The organism is Mycobacterium sp. NGS34 (genome assembly GCF_059812845.1).
Window position 1 is genome coordinate 1 of the sequence record NZ_JCALDM010000003.1, and the last position, 13,709, is coordinate 13,709.

At 66.5% G+C, this 13,709-nt stretch carries 20 protein-coding genes; 5 read left to right on the top strand and 15 right to left on the bottom strand.

What is annotated here, in order from left to right:
- The 4 genes from AC5Y7V_RS08820 to AC5Y7V_RS08835 all read right to left on the bottom strand — a co-directional run.
- The coding region (locus AC5Y7V_RS08820) for a PE family protein (protein ID WP_499879672.1) at nt 1-185 on the bottom strand (185 nt) is incomplete at its 3' end.
- Between the two features lie 287 nt (nt 186-472).
- Nucleotides 473-1,102 (bottom strand): hypothetical protein, encoded by a 630-nt coding sequence (locus AC5Y7V_RS08825; RefSeq protein WP_499879673.1) that lies wholly within the window; start codon nt 1,100-1,102, stop codon nt 473-475.
- Between the two features lie 6 nt (nt 1,103-1,108).
- Nucleotides 1,109-2,875 (bottom strand): putative alpha/beta hydrolase, encoded by a 1,767-nt coding sequence (locus AC5Y7V_RS08830; RefSeq protein ID WP_499879674.1) that lies wholly within the window; start codon nt 2,873-2,875, stop codon nt 1,109-1,111.
- 139 nt (nt 2,876-3,014) lie between these two features.
- Complete coding sequence (locus tag AC5Y7V_RS08835; protein WP_499879675.1) at nt 3,015-3,440, bottom strand: hypothetical protein; 426 nt, start codon at nt 3,438-3,440, stop codon at nt 3,015-3,017.
- Between the two features lie 81 nt (nt 3,441-3,521).
- Between AC5Y7V_RS08835 and AC5Y7V_RS08840 the strand changes: the two genes are divergently transcribed.
- The gene (locus AC5Y7V_RS08840; RefSeq protein WP_499879676.1) at nt 3,522-3,896 is read left to right on the top strand and encodes an Rv1352/Rv1906c domain-containing protein; all 375 of its coding nucleotides are present in this window, start codon (nt 3,522-3,524) and stop codon (nt 3,894-3,896) included.
- Between the two features lie 22 nt (nt 3,897-3,918).
- On the opposite strand, the gene AC5Y7V_RS08845 is transcribed toward AC5Y7V_RS08840, so the two are convergent.
- The 7 genes from AC5Y7V_RS08845 to AC5Y7V_RS08875 form a co-directional block, all read right to left on the bottom strand.
- Nucleotides 3,919-4,203 (bottom strand): hypothetical protein, encoded by a 285-nt coding sequence (locus AC5Y7V_RS08845; RefSeq protein ID WP_499879677.1) that lies wholly within the window; start codon nt 4,201-4,203, stop codon nt 3,919-3,921.
- A 77-nt stretch (nt 4,204-4,280) separates the two neighbouring features.
- Complete coding sequence (locus AC5Y7V_RS08850) at nt 4,281-4,781, bottom strand: Rv2253 family sensor-like surface protein (protein WP_499879678.1); 501 nt, start codon at nt 4,779-4,781, stop codon at nt 4,281-4,283.
- Between the two features lie 115 nt (nt 4,782-4,896).
- Nucleotides 4,897-5,244, bottom strand: coding sequence for a DUF732 domain-containing protein (locus AC5Y7V_RS08855; protein ID WP_499879679.1), 348 nt, complete (start codon nt 5,242-5,244; stop codon nt 4,897-4,899).
- Nucleotides 5,245-5,353: 109 nt separating this feature from the next.
- Complete coding sequence (locus AC5Y7V_RS08860) at nt 5,354-5,656, bottom strand: hypothetical protein (protein ID WP_499879680.1); 303 nt, start codon at nt 5,654-5,656, stop codon at nt 5,354-5,356.
- Nucleotides 5,657-5,780: 124 nt separating this feature from the next.
- Complete coding sequence (locus tag AC5Y7V_RS08865) at nt 5,781-6,059, bottom strand: hypothetical protein (RefSeq protein ID WP_499879681.1); 279 nt, start codon at nt 6,057-6,059, stop codon at nt 5,781-5,783.
- Between the two features lie 10 nt (nt 6,060-6,069).
- Nucleotides 6,070-6,273, bottom strand: coding sequence for a hypothetical protein (locus tag AC5Y7V_RS08870; RefSeq protein WP_499879682.1), 204 nt, complete (start codon nt 6,271-6,273; stop codon nt 6,070-6,072).
- 25 nt (nt 6,274-6,298) lie between these two features.
- Nucleotides 6,299-7,465: a glycosyltransferase gene (locus AC5Y7V_RS08875; RefSeq protein ID WP_499879683.1), complete on the bottom strand. Its 1,167-nt coding sequence runs from the start codon at nt 7,463-7,465 to the stop codon at nt 6,299-6,301.
- A 50-nt stretch (nt 7,466-7,515) separates the two neighbouring features.
- Here AC5Y7V_RS08875 and AC5Y7V_RS08880 point away from each other — a divergent pair, with 50 nt between their 5' ends.
- Nucleotides 7,516-8,436 (top strand): cation diffusion facilitator family transporter, encoded by a 921-nt coding sequence (locus AC5Y7V_RS08880; protein ID WP_499879684.1) that lies wholly within the window; start codon nt 7,516-7,518, stop codon nt 8,434-8,436.
- On the opposite strand, the gene AC5Y7V_RS08885 is transcribed toward AC5Y7V_RS08880, so the two are convergent.
- From AC5Y7V_RS08885 to AC5Y7V_RS08900, 4 genes are all read right to left on the bottom strand, one after another.
- On the bottom strand, nt 8,433-9,386 hold the full coding sequence (locus AC5Y7V_RS08885) for an alpha/beta fold hydrolase (RefSeq protein ID WP_499879685.1): 954 nt from the start codon (nt 9,384-9,386) through the stop codon (nt 8,433-8,435). The genes AC5Y7V_RS08880 and AC5Y7V_RS08885 overlap by 4 nt on opposite strands.
- Complete coding sequence (locus AC5Y7V_RS08890; RefSeq protein ID WP_499879686.1) at nt 9,383-10,009, bottom strand: hypothetical protein; 627 nt, start codon at nt 10,007-10,009, stop codon at nt 9,383-9,385. The genes AC5Y7V_RS08885 and AC5Y7V_RS08890 overlap by 4 nt, the downstream gene beginning before the upstream one ends.
- 95 nt (nt 10,010-10,104) lie before the next feature.
- Nucleotides 10,105-10,482 carry a DUF732 domain-containing protein gene (locus AC5Y7V_RS08895; protein ID WP_499879687.1) on the bottom strand — a complete coding sequence of 126 codons (378 nt, stop codon included), beginning with the start codon at nt 10,480-10,482 and terminating at the stop codon, nt 10,105-10,107.
- Between the two features lie 49 nt (nt 10,483-10,531).
- Nucleotides 10,532-11,458 (bottom strand): cytochrome c oxidase assembly protein, encoded by a 927-nt coding sequence (locus AC5Y7V_RS08900; RefSeq protein ID WP_499879688.1) that lies wholly within the window; start codon nt 11,456-11,458, stop codon nt 10,532-10,534.
- A gap of 347 nt (nt 11,459-11,805) precedes the next feature.
- On the opposite strand from AC5Y7V_RS08900, the gene AC5Y7V_RS08905 reads away from it, so the two are divergent.
- From AC5Y7V_RS08905 to AC5Y7V_RS08915, 3 genes are all read left to right on the top strand, one after another.
- The gene (locus tag AC5Y7V_RS08905) at nt 11,806-12,324 is read left to right on the top strand and encodes a DUF5994 family protein (protein ID WP_499879689.1); all 519 of its coding nucleotides are present in this window, start codon (nt 11,806-11,808) and stop codon (nt 12,322-12,324) included.
- Complete coding sequence (locus AC5Y7V_RS08910) at nt 12,321-12,518, top strand: hypothetical protein (protein ID WP_499879690.1); 198 nt, start codon at nt 12,321-12,323, stop codon at nt 12,516-12,518. Before AC5Y7V_RS08905 ends, AC5Y7V_RS08910 begins: the two co-directional genes overlap by 4 nt.
- A 375-nt stretch (nt 12,519-12,893) precedes the next feature.
- Complete coding sequence (locus AC5Y7V_RS08915) at nt 12,894-13,697, top strand: transglutaminase-like domain-containing protein (protein WP_499879691.1); 804 nt, start codon at nt 12,894-12,896, stop codon at nt 13,695-13,697.
- Nucleotides 13,698-13,709: the final 12 nt, after the last annotated feature.

Consider the following 13,709-nt stretch of genomic DNA (forward strand, 5'->3'; position numbering starts at 1 on the left):
AAGCCTTCACCGTGCGCGGAGAACACCGCCGCGATGGCCGCCGACACCTCATCCTCAGCCGCGACCAGCACCCCCGTTGTCTGGGTCGCGGCCGCCGCGTGGGCCGCGCTGACGTTCGAGCCGATGGCTGCCAAATCCGTTGCCGCCGCCGTCATCATCTCCGGGTGCGCGATCACAAACGCCATGTCGGTCCACCTCGCAGCTAGCCCCTGTTGTCACTAGCCCGCCGGTCCCTCACGCCGTCAGGTGCATGCAACGTAGCAACGGGTCTAGGGGATGCGTTGAGTACGCGGGTACTCGATTTTTAGGCCTTTCTCCCACCTGGGTTCGCACGCACTGCCACACCGCGACGGCAAGCTTCCAACCCGACTGATCTCGGCGCGAGCGCTTACCAGCTTCAGGTATGGGTCACACTTTCCTGCCCCGACGGCCGACCCACGCTTGTGCGCTTAGGGCACCGCTCGGCTCGTGGCTACGCGGTGAGAATCGTTGGAAAGGGGCTGCGGTCATTGGGGATGTCGGGTGGGAAGCATGGCGAAATGGCTTGCAGGCTGGGGGGATAACCGGGCTTGGATCGCGCCATGATTTGCAGGATGTAGCCGTCTGGTGAGTAGCCAAAGCGGTTCGGCTTGTAGAAGCCGTCGCGTTCGTAGACATACCAGCCCCAGCTCTTCCAGATATCTCCCGTCTTGGCGATGAGAGCGTCGAAGTCAGTGCCCGGCGGAACTGTCATGTCGCCGTTTGTTGCTAACTCCATCGGGGATGGACCGGTAGTCACGTCCTGGCACGGGCCCACGGTGGCACCGCTGCTGTACCGGCTGGCGTCCAGCGTTATTCCCGGTGGCAGCGCCTGCAGGGTCTTCTTCAGGTATCCGATCACCGTGTCCTGTGCCTGCTGCTGGGTTGCCGGGATCGCGGGTTGCAGCTTCCATCCGGGTGGGGGCGGTGGCTTGGATTCCATGGTTGGTCCTCCCAGTGGAGTTGCGCCGGTAGGTGTGGACGGCCCGAGCGGTTTGTCGTGACCGCATGCGCCGATGACGAACGCGACGAGCACGCACGCCACGGCGAGTACGGCTAAGCGTGGTTGGCTGGTGCGGATCATCGTCGCTCAATGTCCTCCGTCGTTGGGGATGACGTTCGGGGGCGGGACGCCGGCGATCACCGCGCCCATGTTGAGAAGTCCCGGGTTTCCCTCGCTCCAATAGCTGCTGTGAGCTTCGACGCTGGGCGTCAATCCGAGCGGGTCGCTGCTGGGCCCGGGCGCCGCGAATAAACGTGCGCCGCCGAACTCTTGGGCCGCGGGGTCGTGTCCGAGGGTGAGGTCCGTGACCACTTCGATGATGTCGTTGCGTGCCCTCATGCCGTAAACGGTGGCCCCGGGATCAAGACTTAAGTCACTGGCGTGGTGCGCGAGCATGCCGGGACTGCCGACTCCGATGACGTTGTTTGCGTCGAGGTGGTGCCCGCCGGTTGCGGCCGCGCCGACCACCGTTGAGCCGTAGCTATGGCCGATGACGGTGTCGATCGACGGCGCTCCCACATGGGAGGCTCGCATCCCGCCTTCGAACGAATCGAGAGCCGCGGCGCCGGCATGGGCCCGATCGGGGGACGCGGCCTCGAAAAGATTCATCGGGCGGTCGTAGCCCATCCAGGTGGTGACCGCGACATCACCCGGTTTCAGGTCGGGGTCCGCGGCCATGGCGGCGTTGTACATGCGCAGGGACTTCAGGTCGCTGCCCTCGAAGGTGGGCATGTCTTGGCCGGTGCCGGGGACAAAGAGTGCGTTTCGTTTGGCGTAGTCGGGATTTCCGATGGCCACCGCGGCGTGGCCTTGGTCATCGATGAGCCCAAGGTAGCACTTGACTCCGTCGTTGCGGTTCAGGGTCGCCTGCACCGTCTTGTAGCCGTCCAGGCTGTGCCGGGCCGCCAACAGTTGAGGTCTGAGGGCGTTGAGCTCGTCGGTGGTCGCCTGGCTGTGATCACCCATGTAGAGCTTGTTGAGGAGGTCGTTGACACGGTTCTGCATTCGGTCGACGTCGGCTTGGGTGTGCTGCTCCAAGGATGTCAGCTCCAGCCGGTTGTAGTGGTCCTTGCCGAGATGGTCGGGCGGATCCCACGGCATGCCAGGATGGTTGCCGATGAACGGATTCTGTTGAAATTCAGCATCTTTCTGCTCCGGCGTGAGCGCGTTCCAGGCTTGAGTGAACTGCTGAGGGTCATCCGGCAACGCCGGCACCGGGGACTGCGGCCCCTCGACGGCCTGGATGTTGGCGGGGTCGTAGCCGTCGGCGCGCAGGGTGACGATTGAGTTCTGCAGGGTCGCCGAGTAGCCGTTGCGGGTCGCCTCGAGCTGGCCCACGGCAGCCTTGGTGTCGCGGATCGCGTCGCCTTCGCAAGAGTTGATGAAGGCGTTGAGCGCGTCCCTGTCGGCTGCGCTGAGGTGGGTGTCTTTTTCCATCTCGACGGCTTGGCCGATCAAGTTATCGAGCTCCTGCAACTGAGCTTCCAAGGTGGCGACCTGCCCAGCCGCGGCTTTTTGCGCCTCGGCTAGCGTCGCGGCGATGTTTTCCAGGTCGGCCCCGATCTTGGGTAGCTGCAAGGACTGTGCGCCAAGCGCTTTGACCGTCCGTTGCACTTCGGCGGAGTCGTTGATTGGGTGGTCGCCGTCTTGATGGTTCCACGCGGCATCGAACCGCCGCCGGGCTTGCTCGAACGTGGCGTCGGCCTCGGCGGTGCATCGACCCGCGGCGTGAAAGGCTTCGGCCAGATTGGAAATCTGCAACGGTTGGCCTACCTGCAGGGTTTGGTTGATGGCCCACGGGTCGCCACCGGCCGCGGCGATCAGCGTCGGGACGCTTATGTAGCGGAGCTGCATCGCAGCGCCCCCAGCGGCGCGGCGGTGCCGCGCTCATCCACATTGGTGAACCACAAACCGCGCTAAACCCCTCGTGAGCCGATGAACAACGTTACAGCGGGCTACGCGCGACACGCGCCACAATCGCCACGGATAAGAGTCAGGGCGCCTTCGCGAGTCGGAAGCTCAAGGAGTATGACTGCGGCGCGTGGTCGCAGACGGGCTGCCTTTGGTCGACTTGGACAGTGCCGGCCAGGGTGTTGGGATCCCACGTGTAGTGGGCGCTCGCCGCGTTTCCTTCCGTGACACCGCCCTTGCACACGATGTCCTCGGTGGTATCAAGTGTCCACTGACCGTCCACCAACGTCGCCCGGCCGTTGACGCCCGCGGCCGGGCTCGACATGTCGGCGCACCCGTCCCCGCATGGGGTGAAGTACCAATTCTCGGTAAATGTGCGGCCGCCCCCGGGATCGGTGGTGGTCTTGAGGTAGTGGCCGCTCATCCCGGGAGCGGCGCGCGCGGGAGCGGCCGCCGCCACAGCTACGGCGGCGAAGGTGGCCGCTGCGGCGAAACGTCGGGCGCACACGCGTTTAGCTTGACACCACCACGGCCCGCCGTGGCAGTCCAAGCATCAGTTGCTTACCCTCCTTCAATGCAGGGTAGGAAAATGGCAATCGCGGGCGCGGCGATAGTTCTCGCAGGTTGCGGCGGGTCGGGCAAGACGGCAACGACGGTGACGTCCGCGGTGGAAATCACGAAAACGGTCACCGTGACCGCTCCACCGCCGCCGTTCGCCCCCAGGACCGTCATCGAAACCGACGGCACCTATCGGGTCGGCATCGACATCGTGGCGGGCACCTATCGCTCGGCCGGTCCCAGCCCCGAAGGAGGATCCGATTGCTATTGGGCGCGGCTGAGCAGTCTCAGTGCAACCCACATCATCGACAGCGACATCGGCACCGGTCCTCAGGTGGTGATGGTCGCCCCAACCGACAAGGCATTCCTGACGCGGAGCTGCCAAACCTGGCACAAGACAGACTGATTGGCTCTTAGGCGCGTCGCGACTACGGATTCTCCTCGATGACGCACTGCACAATCGCGGCGGCGGTCTGCTGGTCGAATCCCATCCGCGCTACCTTCTGGGCCTCCGCGTCGGGGGAAACTCCAGATTTGAGGTCCTGCTCGATAACTCCGGCGCGCTGGAAATTCTGTGGGTCCGGTTCACTCAGCGGGAGTTCCTTGATGCCGCCGACGCAACGATTGAAACCGCTGATGTCGGCGTGCGCGGGCGACGCCCCGAGCAGAGCAATGGCCATGCCGACCGCCGCAGCGAAAAAGGTGAAACGCATTCTCGCATCGTATCGCCGAGCACACCGGACGCAAAGGGCTAAGCCAATTGAATTGCGGTGCAATGGCTTAGCGTAATTCACGCCCGCTCGGCCTTCATGTCCATGTCAATGGTGCCCTGGCATGCGCCACTGAGGATCTCGGTGTGCATGACGCCGGAGAGCGATCCATCGGGTTGGGGCGTGTAGCGAACGGTGGAGTGGGCCGGATTCCATTGGATGCTGGTGTCGGGCATCATGCAGTCCCACTGGAAATCGCTGACCTGCGTCCAAGACGACCCGTCCCACGTGAACTGGACCGGCTGCGGAACGGTCGGGTTGCTCGGCGGCGGGCCGCTGACGATGGTGGCGACGCATTTTCCGCTCGAACAGCTCGAACGGAACCCATAGGTATCGGTGTGCTGCACCTCGGGGTCACCGACGGCCATGCTGGTCCCGGACTTCGGGCCCACCATGAACGTGATCGCATAGTTGCCGTTCCACGATGCCGCGTCGGCGGATGCGGCTGGGGCAATAGTCAGGGCGACAGCGAACGGTGCGGCACACAAACCAACAAAACCGCTGCGGCTATTTGGGGCCATCGGCTTCTCCTCTCAGTCCGCGACAACTGCGGAACTAGAGCGAGTTGCATATACCCCATCTTTACCCTCATTCCACGCCGGAAAAAGGGACAGTTTTGCGTCAGCTAGCGACCGCTCAGCAGTGAGCGGCCCAGCATCGCTGCAGCGGGCAGTAGGTCGCGTGCGCGATTCTCACCATGGATCCGATTTCTCCGAACGTGACGTTTCTCGCGTCCAAGGTGGAGTGGATGTTTTGGGTGATCTGGTCGTAGGTCCAGCCCCACCCGAGGTCGTCGCAGATGAGCCGCCCCATCGCGGTGAGGGCCTCGTCGTGGTCCGGTGGCCAGCTGAAGCCGGCCGCGCGCAGCTGGGTGAGGTAAGCGTCGTCGACGGGATCGGCGCTTGCGATCGCGGCGCCGGAAACCAACGCGGCGCCGGTCATGACAGGGACGGCCAGCGTGGCCAGCCAGCGAAGTGAGGACATTTCGATGCGCTCTCTTTCTCCTCGGCGTTGAGGGGGCCGTAGAAGAATAGAGAAGGCCGGGAAAAATCAGATTATGTGCAGGCGAATAGTCGGCTTTTCGGGCGATTATCTACGCCGCGTGCGGGTGATGCGGCAGCGCTCGCTCGTCAGCCTCATGCGCGTCGTTTCGGCCGAACCACTCCGAGTGAAGCTGAGTAACCGCAGCCGAAGGCGCGTCGTGTCGCTCGAAGCGGCGCTCGATTTTCCGGTAGATCCACGCGACCGCGGCCAATATCGCGACCGCGGCAACCAATACGGCGACGGCGTCGCCGAAGGCGATCAGGAGAATGATGCCGCTGAACACCCAGAAAGCGGCGGCCTCCAGGTCGCGGTTGCCGTGGTGTCCAGTGATCGTGCTCGTGATGTGCCGCATGTCCGCCTCGTTCCGATTCGGGTCGCCGTCTGATGCGACAACCGTCCCGTGCAACACCGGGGCGTCGGCAGGGCTGCCCGATCGTGACCGACGTCACGAGGCGGGGTCACTCGGACGAAACGGCTTATTCGTCGCCCTCGTCGTCGTGGTCTTCGTCGGCGTCGTCGTCCTCGTAGTCCTCGTCGTCGTCCACGAAGAGATCGAGCTCCAGGTCAAGGGGGTCGTCGCCGTACGGGTCGACCACGTATTGCTGCCAGTAGCCCGGGGAGAAGTAGATCTTGTCGGCGTGGTCGGCGTCGTCGCCGACCTCGACCATCAGGATTCCGTCTTTGATGTCGTAGCCGAATGCGTTGGGATATTGGACACCGCCGTCGGCGGTTCGGATGTGAACGTCATATGCCACGCGCGGAAGTCTACGGAGGTGGTGGCGGCGACGGCGGGTCAGACGGCGGGGGCTGCGACGGCCGCGGCTGCTGCGGACAGTCGGGCAAAAAGATGTACACGCCGCCCGTCCGCGTCCACGTGACCCCGCAGCCCAGCGGCACCACCCCGGGCGCGGCGGCCGGCGCGAGAAGCGCCGCCATCAGTCCGGTTACCAAGGCCAGCTTCACCCCCATTTGTCCAGCGTGGGATACGCGGCGGCTAGGCGCAACTCGAGGCGGCGCTTTCCAACAGATCGGCGGCGCGGGCGACGCTTTCGGCCGACGCGGTCATCCGGGCGGCGACGTCACGGGCGCGCGCGGCGTAGTCCGGGGCGAGAACGGACCGCAGGTCGGCGACCAGCGTTTCCTGGTTCGTCATCGAAAGCTGACGCGCGGCACCGACTTTCAGTCGTTCGACGCCGGCCGCCCACAGCGGCTGGTCGAGCCAGAGCCACAACACCACCGCCGGGATCCCCGCCCGCAGGCCCGCCGCCGTGACACCGGCGCCGCCATGGTGCACGACGGCGCGGCACGCCGGCAGCACTTCCGCATGGCTCACCGCGTCCACGATCTTGACGTGATCGGAGCGGGGCAAATCGGCAAAGTCGTTGGGCCCGCTGCAAATCAGCGCCCGCTCCCCCAGCTGCGCGCAGGCCGCGCCGATCATGGCGACCAGCTCCGCCGGGGCCGAGACCGGCGTGCTGCCCAGGCCGAAGCAGATCGGCGGCGTCCCGGCCGCGATCCACGCCAGCACCTCGTCGTCGGCCGAAGCCGGCAACTCGAGCGTCAGCGCGCCGACGAAGGGCCGCCGGCCGTCCGGTTCCACCCAGTCTGCGGCCGGGCCGGGCAGGCAGAGCTCGTCGTAGGCCTGGATCTCCAGCGACGTCGGTGCGGTCCCCTCCGGCAACCCGAACTCGCGGCGCTGGGCCGCCGCGATGTCCTTCACCATGTTCGAATACAGCACCCCGGTGGAGAACACCCGCGTCGGGAAGAGATGCAGCGCGGCCAGCGGAATGCCGCGATGCTCCGCGACGGTGGCGGCCAGCTCCTGCTCGTTGAAGCCGGCCACCAGCAGGTCGGCGTCCGTCGCGAGCGACGTCAGCGTGGCGGTTTTCTCTGCCCACACCCGCGTGAGTTGCTCCATAACCTCGGGCAGCGCGGCGAACGGGTTGTCGACGCGGCGGACGAAATTCGCGGCCGAGTCCATCCGCTCCCGGGTGTCCGGTCCGTAGGCGGCCGCGGTCAGCCCCGCCGACTCGACGAAGCCGACCTTGTCGGGCGGCACCGCCATGCGAACGTCGTGGCCCCGGCGCAGCAGCTCGCGGGCCGCCGCCACGCAGGGCTCGACATCGCCCCGGCTTCCGTAGCCCACCACCACGACCTTCACGGACGGAACCTAACTCACGCCGCAGGCAGCGGGCTCGTAGCCTTGGCGGTATGCACGTGATCAACGGAGTCCGCGACCCGGCGGCGAGCTTTCCTCTCGAGATCCTGGCCGACGACGCGGGCGAGCGCCGCCAGGCCAACCGCGCCGTCGCCGTCAGCGCGGTCGGATTGGCGCTGACCGGCCTCGTCGAACTGGCCATCGCGCTGGTGTCCGGGTCGGTGGCGCTGCTCGGCGACGCGCTGCACAACCTGTCGGACGTTTCGACCAGCGCGTTGGTGTTCATCGGTTTCCGGGCGTCCCGCAAACTGCCCACCGAGCGCTACCCCTACGGCTACGAACGCGCCGAGGACCTCGCCGGCATCGGTGTGGCCCTGGTGATTTGGGGCAGCGCCGCGGTCGCCGGCTTCGAAAGCGTCACGAAGCTGCTCCGCCACGGCGGGACCGGACACCTGGGCTGGGGCATCGCCGCCGCGGCGGTGGGCATCGCGGGCAATCAGCTGGTGGCCCGCTACAAGCTGGTGGTGGGCCGGCGCATCCGCTCGGCGACCATGGTGGCCGACGCCAAGCATTCCTGGCTCGACGCGCTGTCCTCGGCCGGCGCGATGCTGGGCCTCATCGGCGTGGCGCTCGGCTGGGGCTGGGCGGACGCGGTCGCCGGGATCGTCGTCACGGCATTCATCTGCCACGTCGGCTGGGAGGTGACCGCCGACATCGCGCACCGGCTGCTCGACGGCGTCGACCCCGAAATCATCGCGACGGCCGAGACCGCGGCCGCCACGGTGCCGGGCGTCATGCACGCCCACGCCCGGGCCCGCTGGACGGGGCGCACCCTACGGGTCGAGGTGGAAGGCTTCCTCGACCCGAAAACCCCACTCGCCCAGGCCGATCGGATCGGCCGCAGCGTGGCCGCGGCGCTGACGCCGCGGATCCCCGAGATGCACAGCTTCAGCTGGATCGCGCGGGCCGCCTAAATGCGTTGCGCGGGAAACGATTCGACGACCTTGATCAGTTCGTCGGGCGCTTCCCAGTTCAGCAGGTGTCCCGCGTCGGGCACGGTGACGAGCCGCGCGCCGGGAATGCCCTCGGCGAGCCGGCGCGAGTGACTCGTCGGCGTCGTGCGGTCCGCGGAGCCGACCATCACCGCGGTCGGTACCGCGATCTCGCCCAGCCGCGGGTAGCGATCCTCCTGCGAGAAGGCCCGCACGATCGGCAGCAGCGGCCCGTGTTCGTCCAGGTGCTGGTTGAAGAAGTCGATGAACACCGAGACCATCGTCGGCGACGGGCGCGCCCCGCACTGCGCGGCGCCGAACAGCGTCGCGACGGTGTCGTTGCGCATCAGCCGCTGCAGGATGCCGTATTGCAGCAGCGGGATCTGCAGCCGGTTCTGCGGCGCTCCCTCCAGGATGCGGCCCGCCCAGGTCGCGAACAGCACCAGCCCGCGCAGCCGCGGCGCCACGTCGGCGTGGTCGAGCACGGCGCGGATGGTGACGAATCCGCCCATCGAGTGCCCGACGAGCACGCCGTCGCGCACGTCGAAGTGCTGCAGGACCGCGGCGAGGTCGGCCGCCATGGGCTCCGATCCGATGCCGTCGGAGCCGAGCGTGGAGCGCCCGTGGCCGCGCTGGTCGAACGCGATGACGCGAAATCCTCTGTCCTGCAGTTCATCCCACACGAAATTCCACTCGAGGACCCGCGCGGTGTAGCCGTGGACGAGGATCACCGGCGGCCCCTGCCCCGCGACCAGCGCGTGCAGCACCGTCCCGTCGGGCCTGGTGATCCGGACGGGCTCCCCGTCCGGCTCGGCGAGAAGCCGTTCGCGCGGGTACGGATCCGGGTTGCGCGCTATCCGTGCGACCGTCGCCCGCGCGGCGCCCCAACCGAGCAGGCCGGCCGCACCGAGCGCGGCCAAACCTGTTCTCACGAAGGCCTGCAGCAGTCGGGCATTCCACTCTTGATCGCGGCATCCTGCTTCTTGGCGAGGTCGAGAACGAAGTCCGATTGCAGCGGATCGTTGGGCCCGCTCTCGAACTCGAGGACCGCGAAGACTTTGCCTTCGGTGAACATCACGATCGCCTTCGACTTGGCGCCGTCCGGCGACGGGCCCACCGCGATCTGGCCGCCCGTTCCCACGTCGGCCGGCGCCGGAGCCGCCTTCACGCTCAGCTCCTGAATGCCCTTGGCGCTCTGGTCGAGCGCCTGCGAGGCGGCGGCGGCGTCGGGATAGACATAGATCGTGTCGTCGACCTTGCGGGTGCCGGCCTGGTTCATGAACACGCCCTCGGTTCCCCCCGGGTTGGGCACGGGCAAGGTCTGAGACAGGCTGAAGGTGTCGCCCGGCACCACGATGTCGGTCGGCTTGATCAGCATGTTGCTGTAGTCGGAGGGCAGGGCGGTCGGGCTGCTCGATGTCGCCACGGCCGAGGTCGACGTGGTTGACGACGTGGTTGACGACGTGGCTGACGACGGGGCGGACGACTTTTTGTCGCCACAGCCGGTCGCCGCGACGCCAACCACCAATGCGCTCGCGGCCAGGCCGGCCGCCACCATCGATACCTTCATTCCCATTGGCTCCTCACGGTGTTGCCGATCTCCCGCGCAACATAGCGGATGCCAAGCCGGTTCGCGCAATGGAACCCGGGCTAATCGCCGACCGCACCCTCGGGCTTGGGGCCCCGGCCCTCGCCGGTGATGTACTTGGGGCAGTAGGCGCCGACGGCGATCACCGTGAACTTGGCGGCGCCGTTGCCGGCAAACCCATTGCGCTGCTGAAGGTTTCCGATGATTTCGTCCTCGGTCGCGCCGGTGTCCTCCAACTGGCACAGCGTCTTGGCGGCCGATATCGCGGCTTTCGGGTCCTGGTAGGAGATCCCGGCGAATTTGAGCGCGGACAGGAAGTCCGCGTCGGTGGCGGGATCGCTCGCGGCGGCCGCATCGGTGGCGGGGTCGGGGTCGGCATACGCCGGCGCGGCCAGGCCGAGCACGGCGACCACGGTTGCTATCCCCCACAGCAGTCTCATGACGCCGCCATCGTGCCAGACTCGCGCCGTTCCCGCATTCCCGGCCAACCTAGCCGCGCCCGAATCGCTCGCGCAGTTGGGGATCGTTTTCCCACCACAATCCCGACGGCGCGGCGCTTTCGGTCTCTGTCGCTTCGGCCGCGTCCAGCTCCGCGTCCACGGCGACCGCGTGCGCCTTCTCGTCCCGGGACAGCGCACGCATCAGCAGCAGCACGAACGGCCAGCCGACCAGGTCCCCGAGGATCCACAGGACGCCGGCGCCGATCGTCTGATCGAGGCGCTGATCGGGGCCCCAGGATCGGTGCAGTTCCGCGTAGTACGCCGCGCCGATCAACGAGCCCTGCCAGACGACCAACCCGAGCACCCCGTCGCCGAGGGCCTCGACGACGGTGATCAGCAACGAGATCGCCTGGGAATACCTGCGCGGAACCGGGTCCGCCTGCAGGCGGGCGTAGAAATAGCCAAAACCAATCGCTACCAACAGGATTCGCGTGAGCGCGCCAACCCATTCGTTCTCCAGGGACGCGGTATACCAGGGCGTGAGGTAGAGCAGCCAGGGTGTGCCCAGCATCGCCAGCGATGTGGTCAGCGGGTGCGCGAGCACCCGCGCGAACCGCGTCGCCAGCAGCCGGTCGAGGCGGTCGCGCCCGGCCGCACCGAGCGCGTCGCGCAGCACCGTGACCGGCTTGGCCTGCGCGATGAAGAAGGGCACGACGTACAGCAACAGCAGCACTTGCAGCGCCCGCATCCAGAACAGGGCGTAGGCGTACGAGCCGATCGCGCTCATCGTCGCCAGCGCCCAGAACGCCACGCCGGCCCCGAGGCAGCCGGCCTCCGCGGGTCGGACAGATCGCGCGCGGCGGTAATACCAGGCGTACGTGGCGGCCACCAGCACGATCACCACCGCCGAGGCCAGGTCCACGTGCCAGGTCTGGGCCAGGGCGGACCACGTCAGCGGTCCAGGATCGACGTGCATGGTCCCTCAGCCTATTTGCCGCGCCCGCCTGCCGGCGCCCCGCCCGTCCCAGCACGTCGGAGGCGTACGATCAACACACTGGGACCGTTCGGACCCAGTGTTCAAAGGGTTTGATATTGGCGGCATTTCTGGAGAAGCGGCCAGTCAAGCGGGCCAATGGGAACGCGCATCGTCGACTATCAGTCTGCCGTACATCCGTTGGTACACAACACCTTTGACGAGGCCTTGCACCCCTTCGGGATGCGAGGTGCATAGGGTCGGTGGCATGTCGCGCGCGACCATTTGAGATCGCGCCGTCGCCGATTCGGCTAAATTGGCCGGTTCGCCGCCAAGACGGGATCGTCGCTATGACACGACACGAAGGCCGCCCGGTTTCCGGCGGCCACCGCGCAGGACCGGAGAACACACCGCGGCTACGTATGAAGCCGAAGGCGCGTCCGACCGGGCATGTCGACGGGGCATGGTGGCCGCACACCGATGACCTGCCGAGCGAGCTGCCTGATCTGTTGGCGGTGCTGTCGGTGCGACTGGGCTCCGTTGAGCGGGTTATCTACGACCTCTCCGCATGGGCGAAGGCGCCGGCGCGGCTCGCAACCGGCGGACGATCGGTCCGGCTGGACGGGTTCAGGCACCAGCCGGCCAACACCCTCGAAGTGTGCGGCCTGGGCCGCGAGAAGATCCTGTTGATGGTGGTTTCTCCCAGCACTGATCCAGACGTTGCGCACAAGGCGATGATGACGGCGGCGGCGCCCGACAACGCCTCGACGGTCGGCGACATGCTCGGGATCAGCGACGGCGGCCAAGCGCCGCCGGTCGCGGCTTACCGACCGGCATTTCACCGACGTGTCCGGAGCTTTCGGGCGTGACGGTCACGGTGACGCTGCCCGGCGGGGGGAGCGACAAGTACATGCGGTTCGGTGACGTGTACGTCAAGCACAACAACGGCACGCTCGACGTCTTCCGGGTCGGCGCCAAGGACGCACACAGCTATGCCCGCGGCGAGTGGAGCGACGTGGAAGGCGACCGGAAGAGGATCAAGAGGCGCCGTTTCTGGAGTTGATCAACGCCCCCGGTCGCTCGTCGAGACGTCTTACCTGGGGCTCACGTGTAGATTGGTGGGTAAGCCGATCGTTTTGGCGCTGCCACCGTAGACATTGTTGCGTAGATGAGCTGCTCACGAAGCGATCGCACGAACCAATTTGAGGACCCCGCACACATGAATTCGTCCGACTTGTTTTCACATCGCTACGAGCCCGAGGTCGCGTCTGACACCCCTCGCGACTCGGAACCGGTGCAACTTCCCACCTTCTCCGACCGCCCCAAGAGCGACTCCGCGACCAAGACGCCACAGTCCTGATGGCTTAACCGGGACGCGGCGTCGCGCCCTGCCGGCCGCAACCGAGGCTTGACCGTCAGGCGGCGACAGGAGGGACAGATGAGACGAGAGGTCGCCGCTGAACTCGAGGTCGAGATCACCGCGCCGACGACCTTGGAGTTCCAGATCGCCGTTGCACCGCATCCCAACACCGAGATTTCCGAGTCGATGTCATTTGTCTTGGACGGAAAGCCTCTGCGGCCGTTGGAGATCAGCGGTGTGCACGGTAACCGCATCCACAAGCTTGACGTTCCGGTGGGTAACCTCAAGGTCGACTATGCCGCGACGATCGTGGGACAAACCGACCCGGCATCGGTGACCGAGTACGACCTGTCGATGTACCTGCGTCCGAGCCGCTACGCCGAGTGCGACAAGTTCTTCGGTTTCGCCGCAACCGAATTCGGCAGTTATATCGATTCGACGACTCTTTTGGAGAAGGTTTCCCTTTGGGTCGGCAGCCGGCTGAACTATGTACCTGGCTCAAGTGACCCCATCGACGGCGCGGTGGATACCTTGCTCTCCGGTGCCGGCGTATGTCGAGACTTCGCGCATCTCGTGGTGGCGCTGTTACGGGCCGTCAAGGTGCCGGCCCGCGTTGTTTCGGTGTACGCACCCGGCTTGTACCCGATGGACTTTCATGCGGTAGCCGAGGCGTTCGTCGAGGGACACTGGCGGGTGGTCGACGGTACTCTCTTGGCGCCGAGGCAAAGCCTCGTGCGCATCGCCACCGGACGCGACGCCGCCGACATCGCCTTCCTCGACAACCACAACGGCGCGATCACACTGGACAAATTGGTGGTGACCGCGGTCGTCGACGGTGACCTGCCCAGGGACTCGATCGGCCAGCTGGTGTCGATCCGCTGAAGGCGGGCCTCG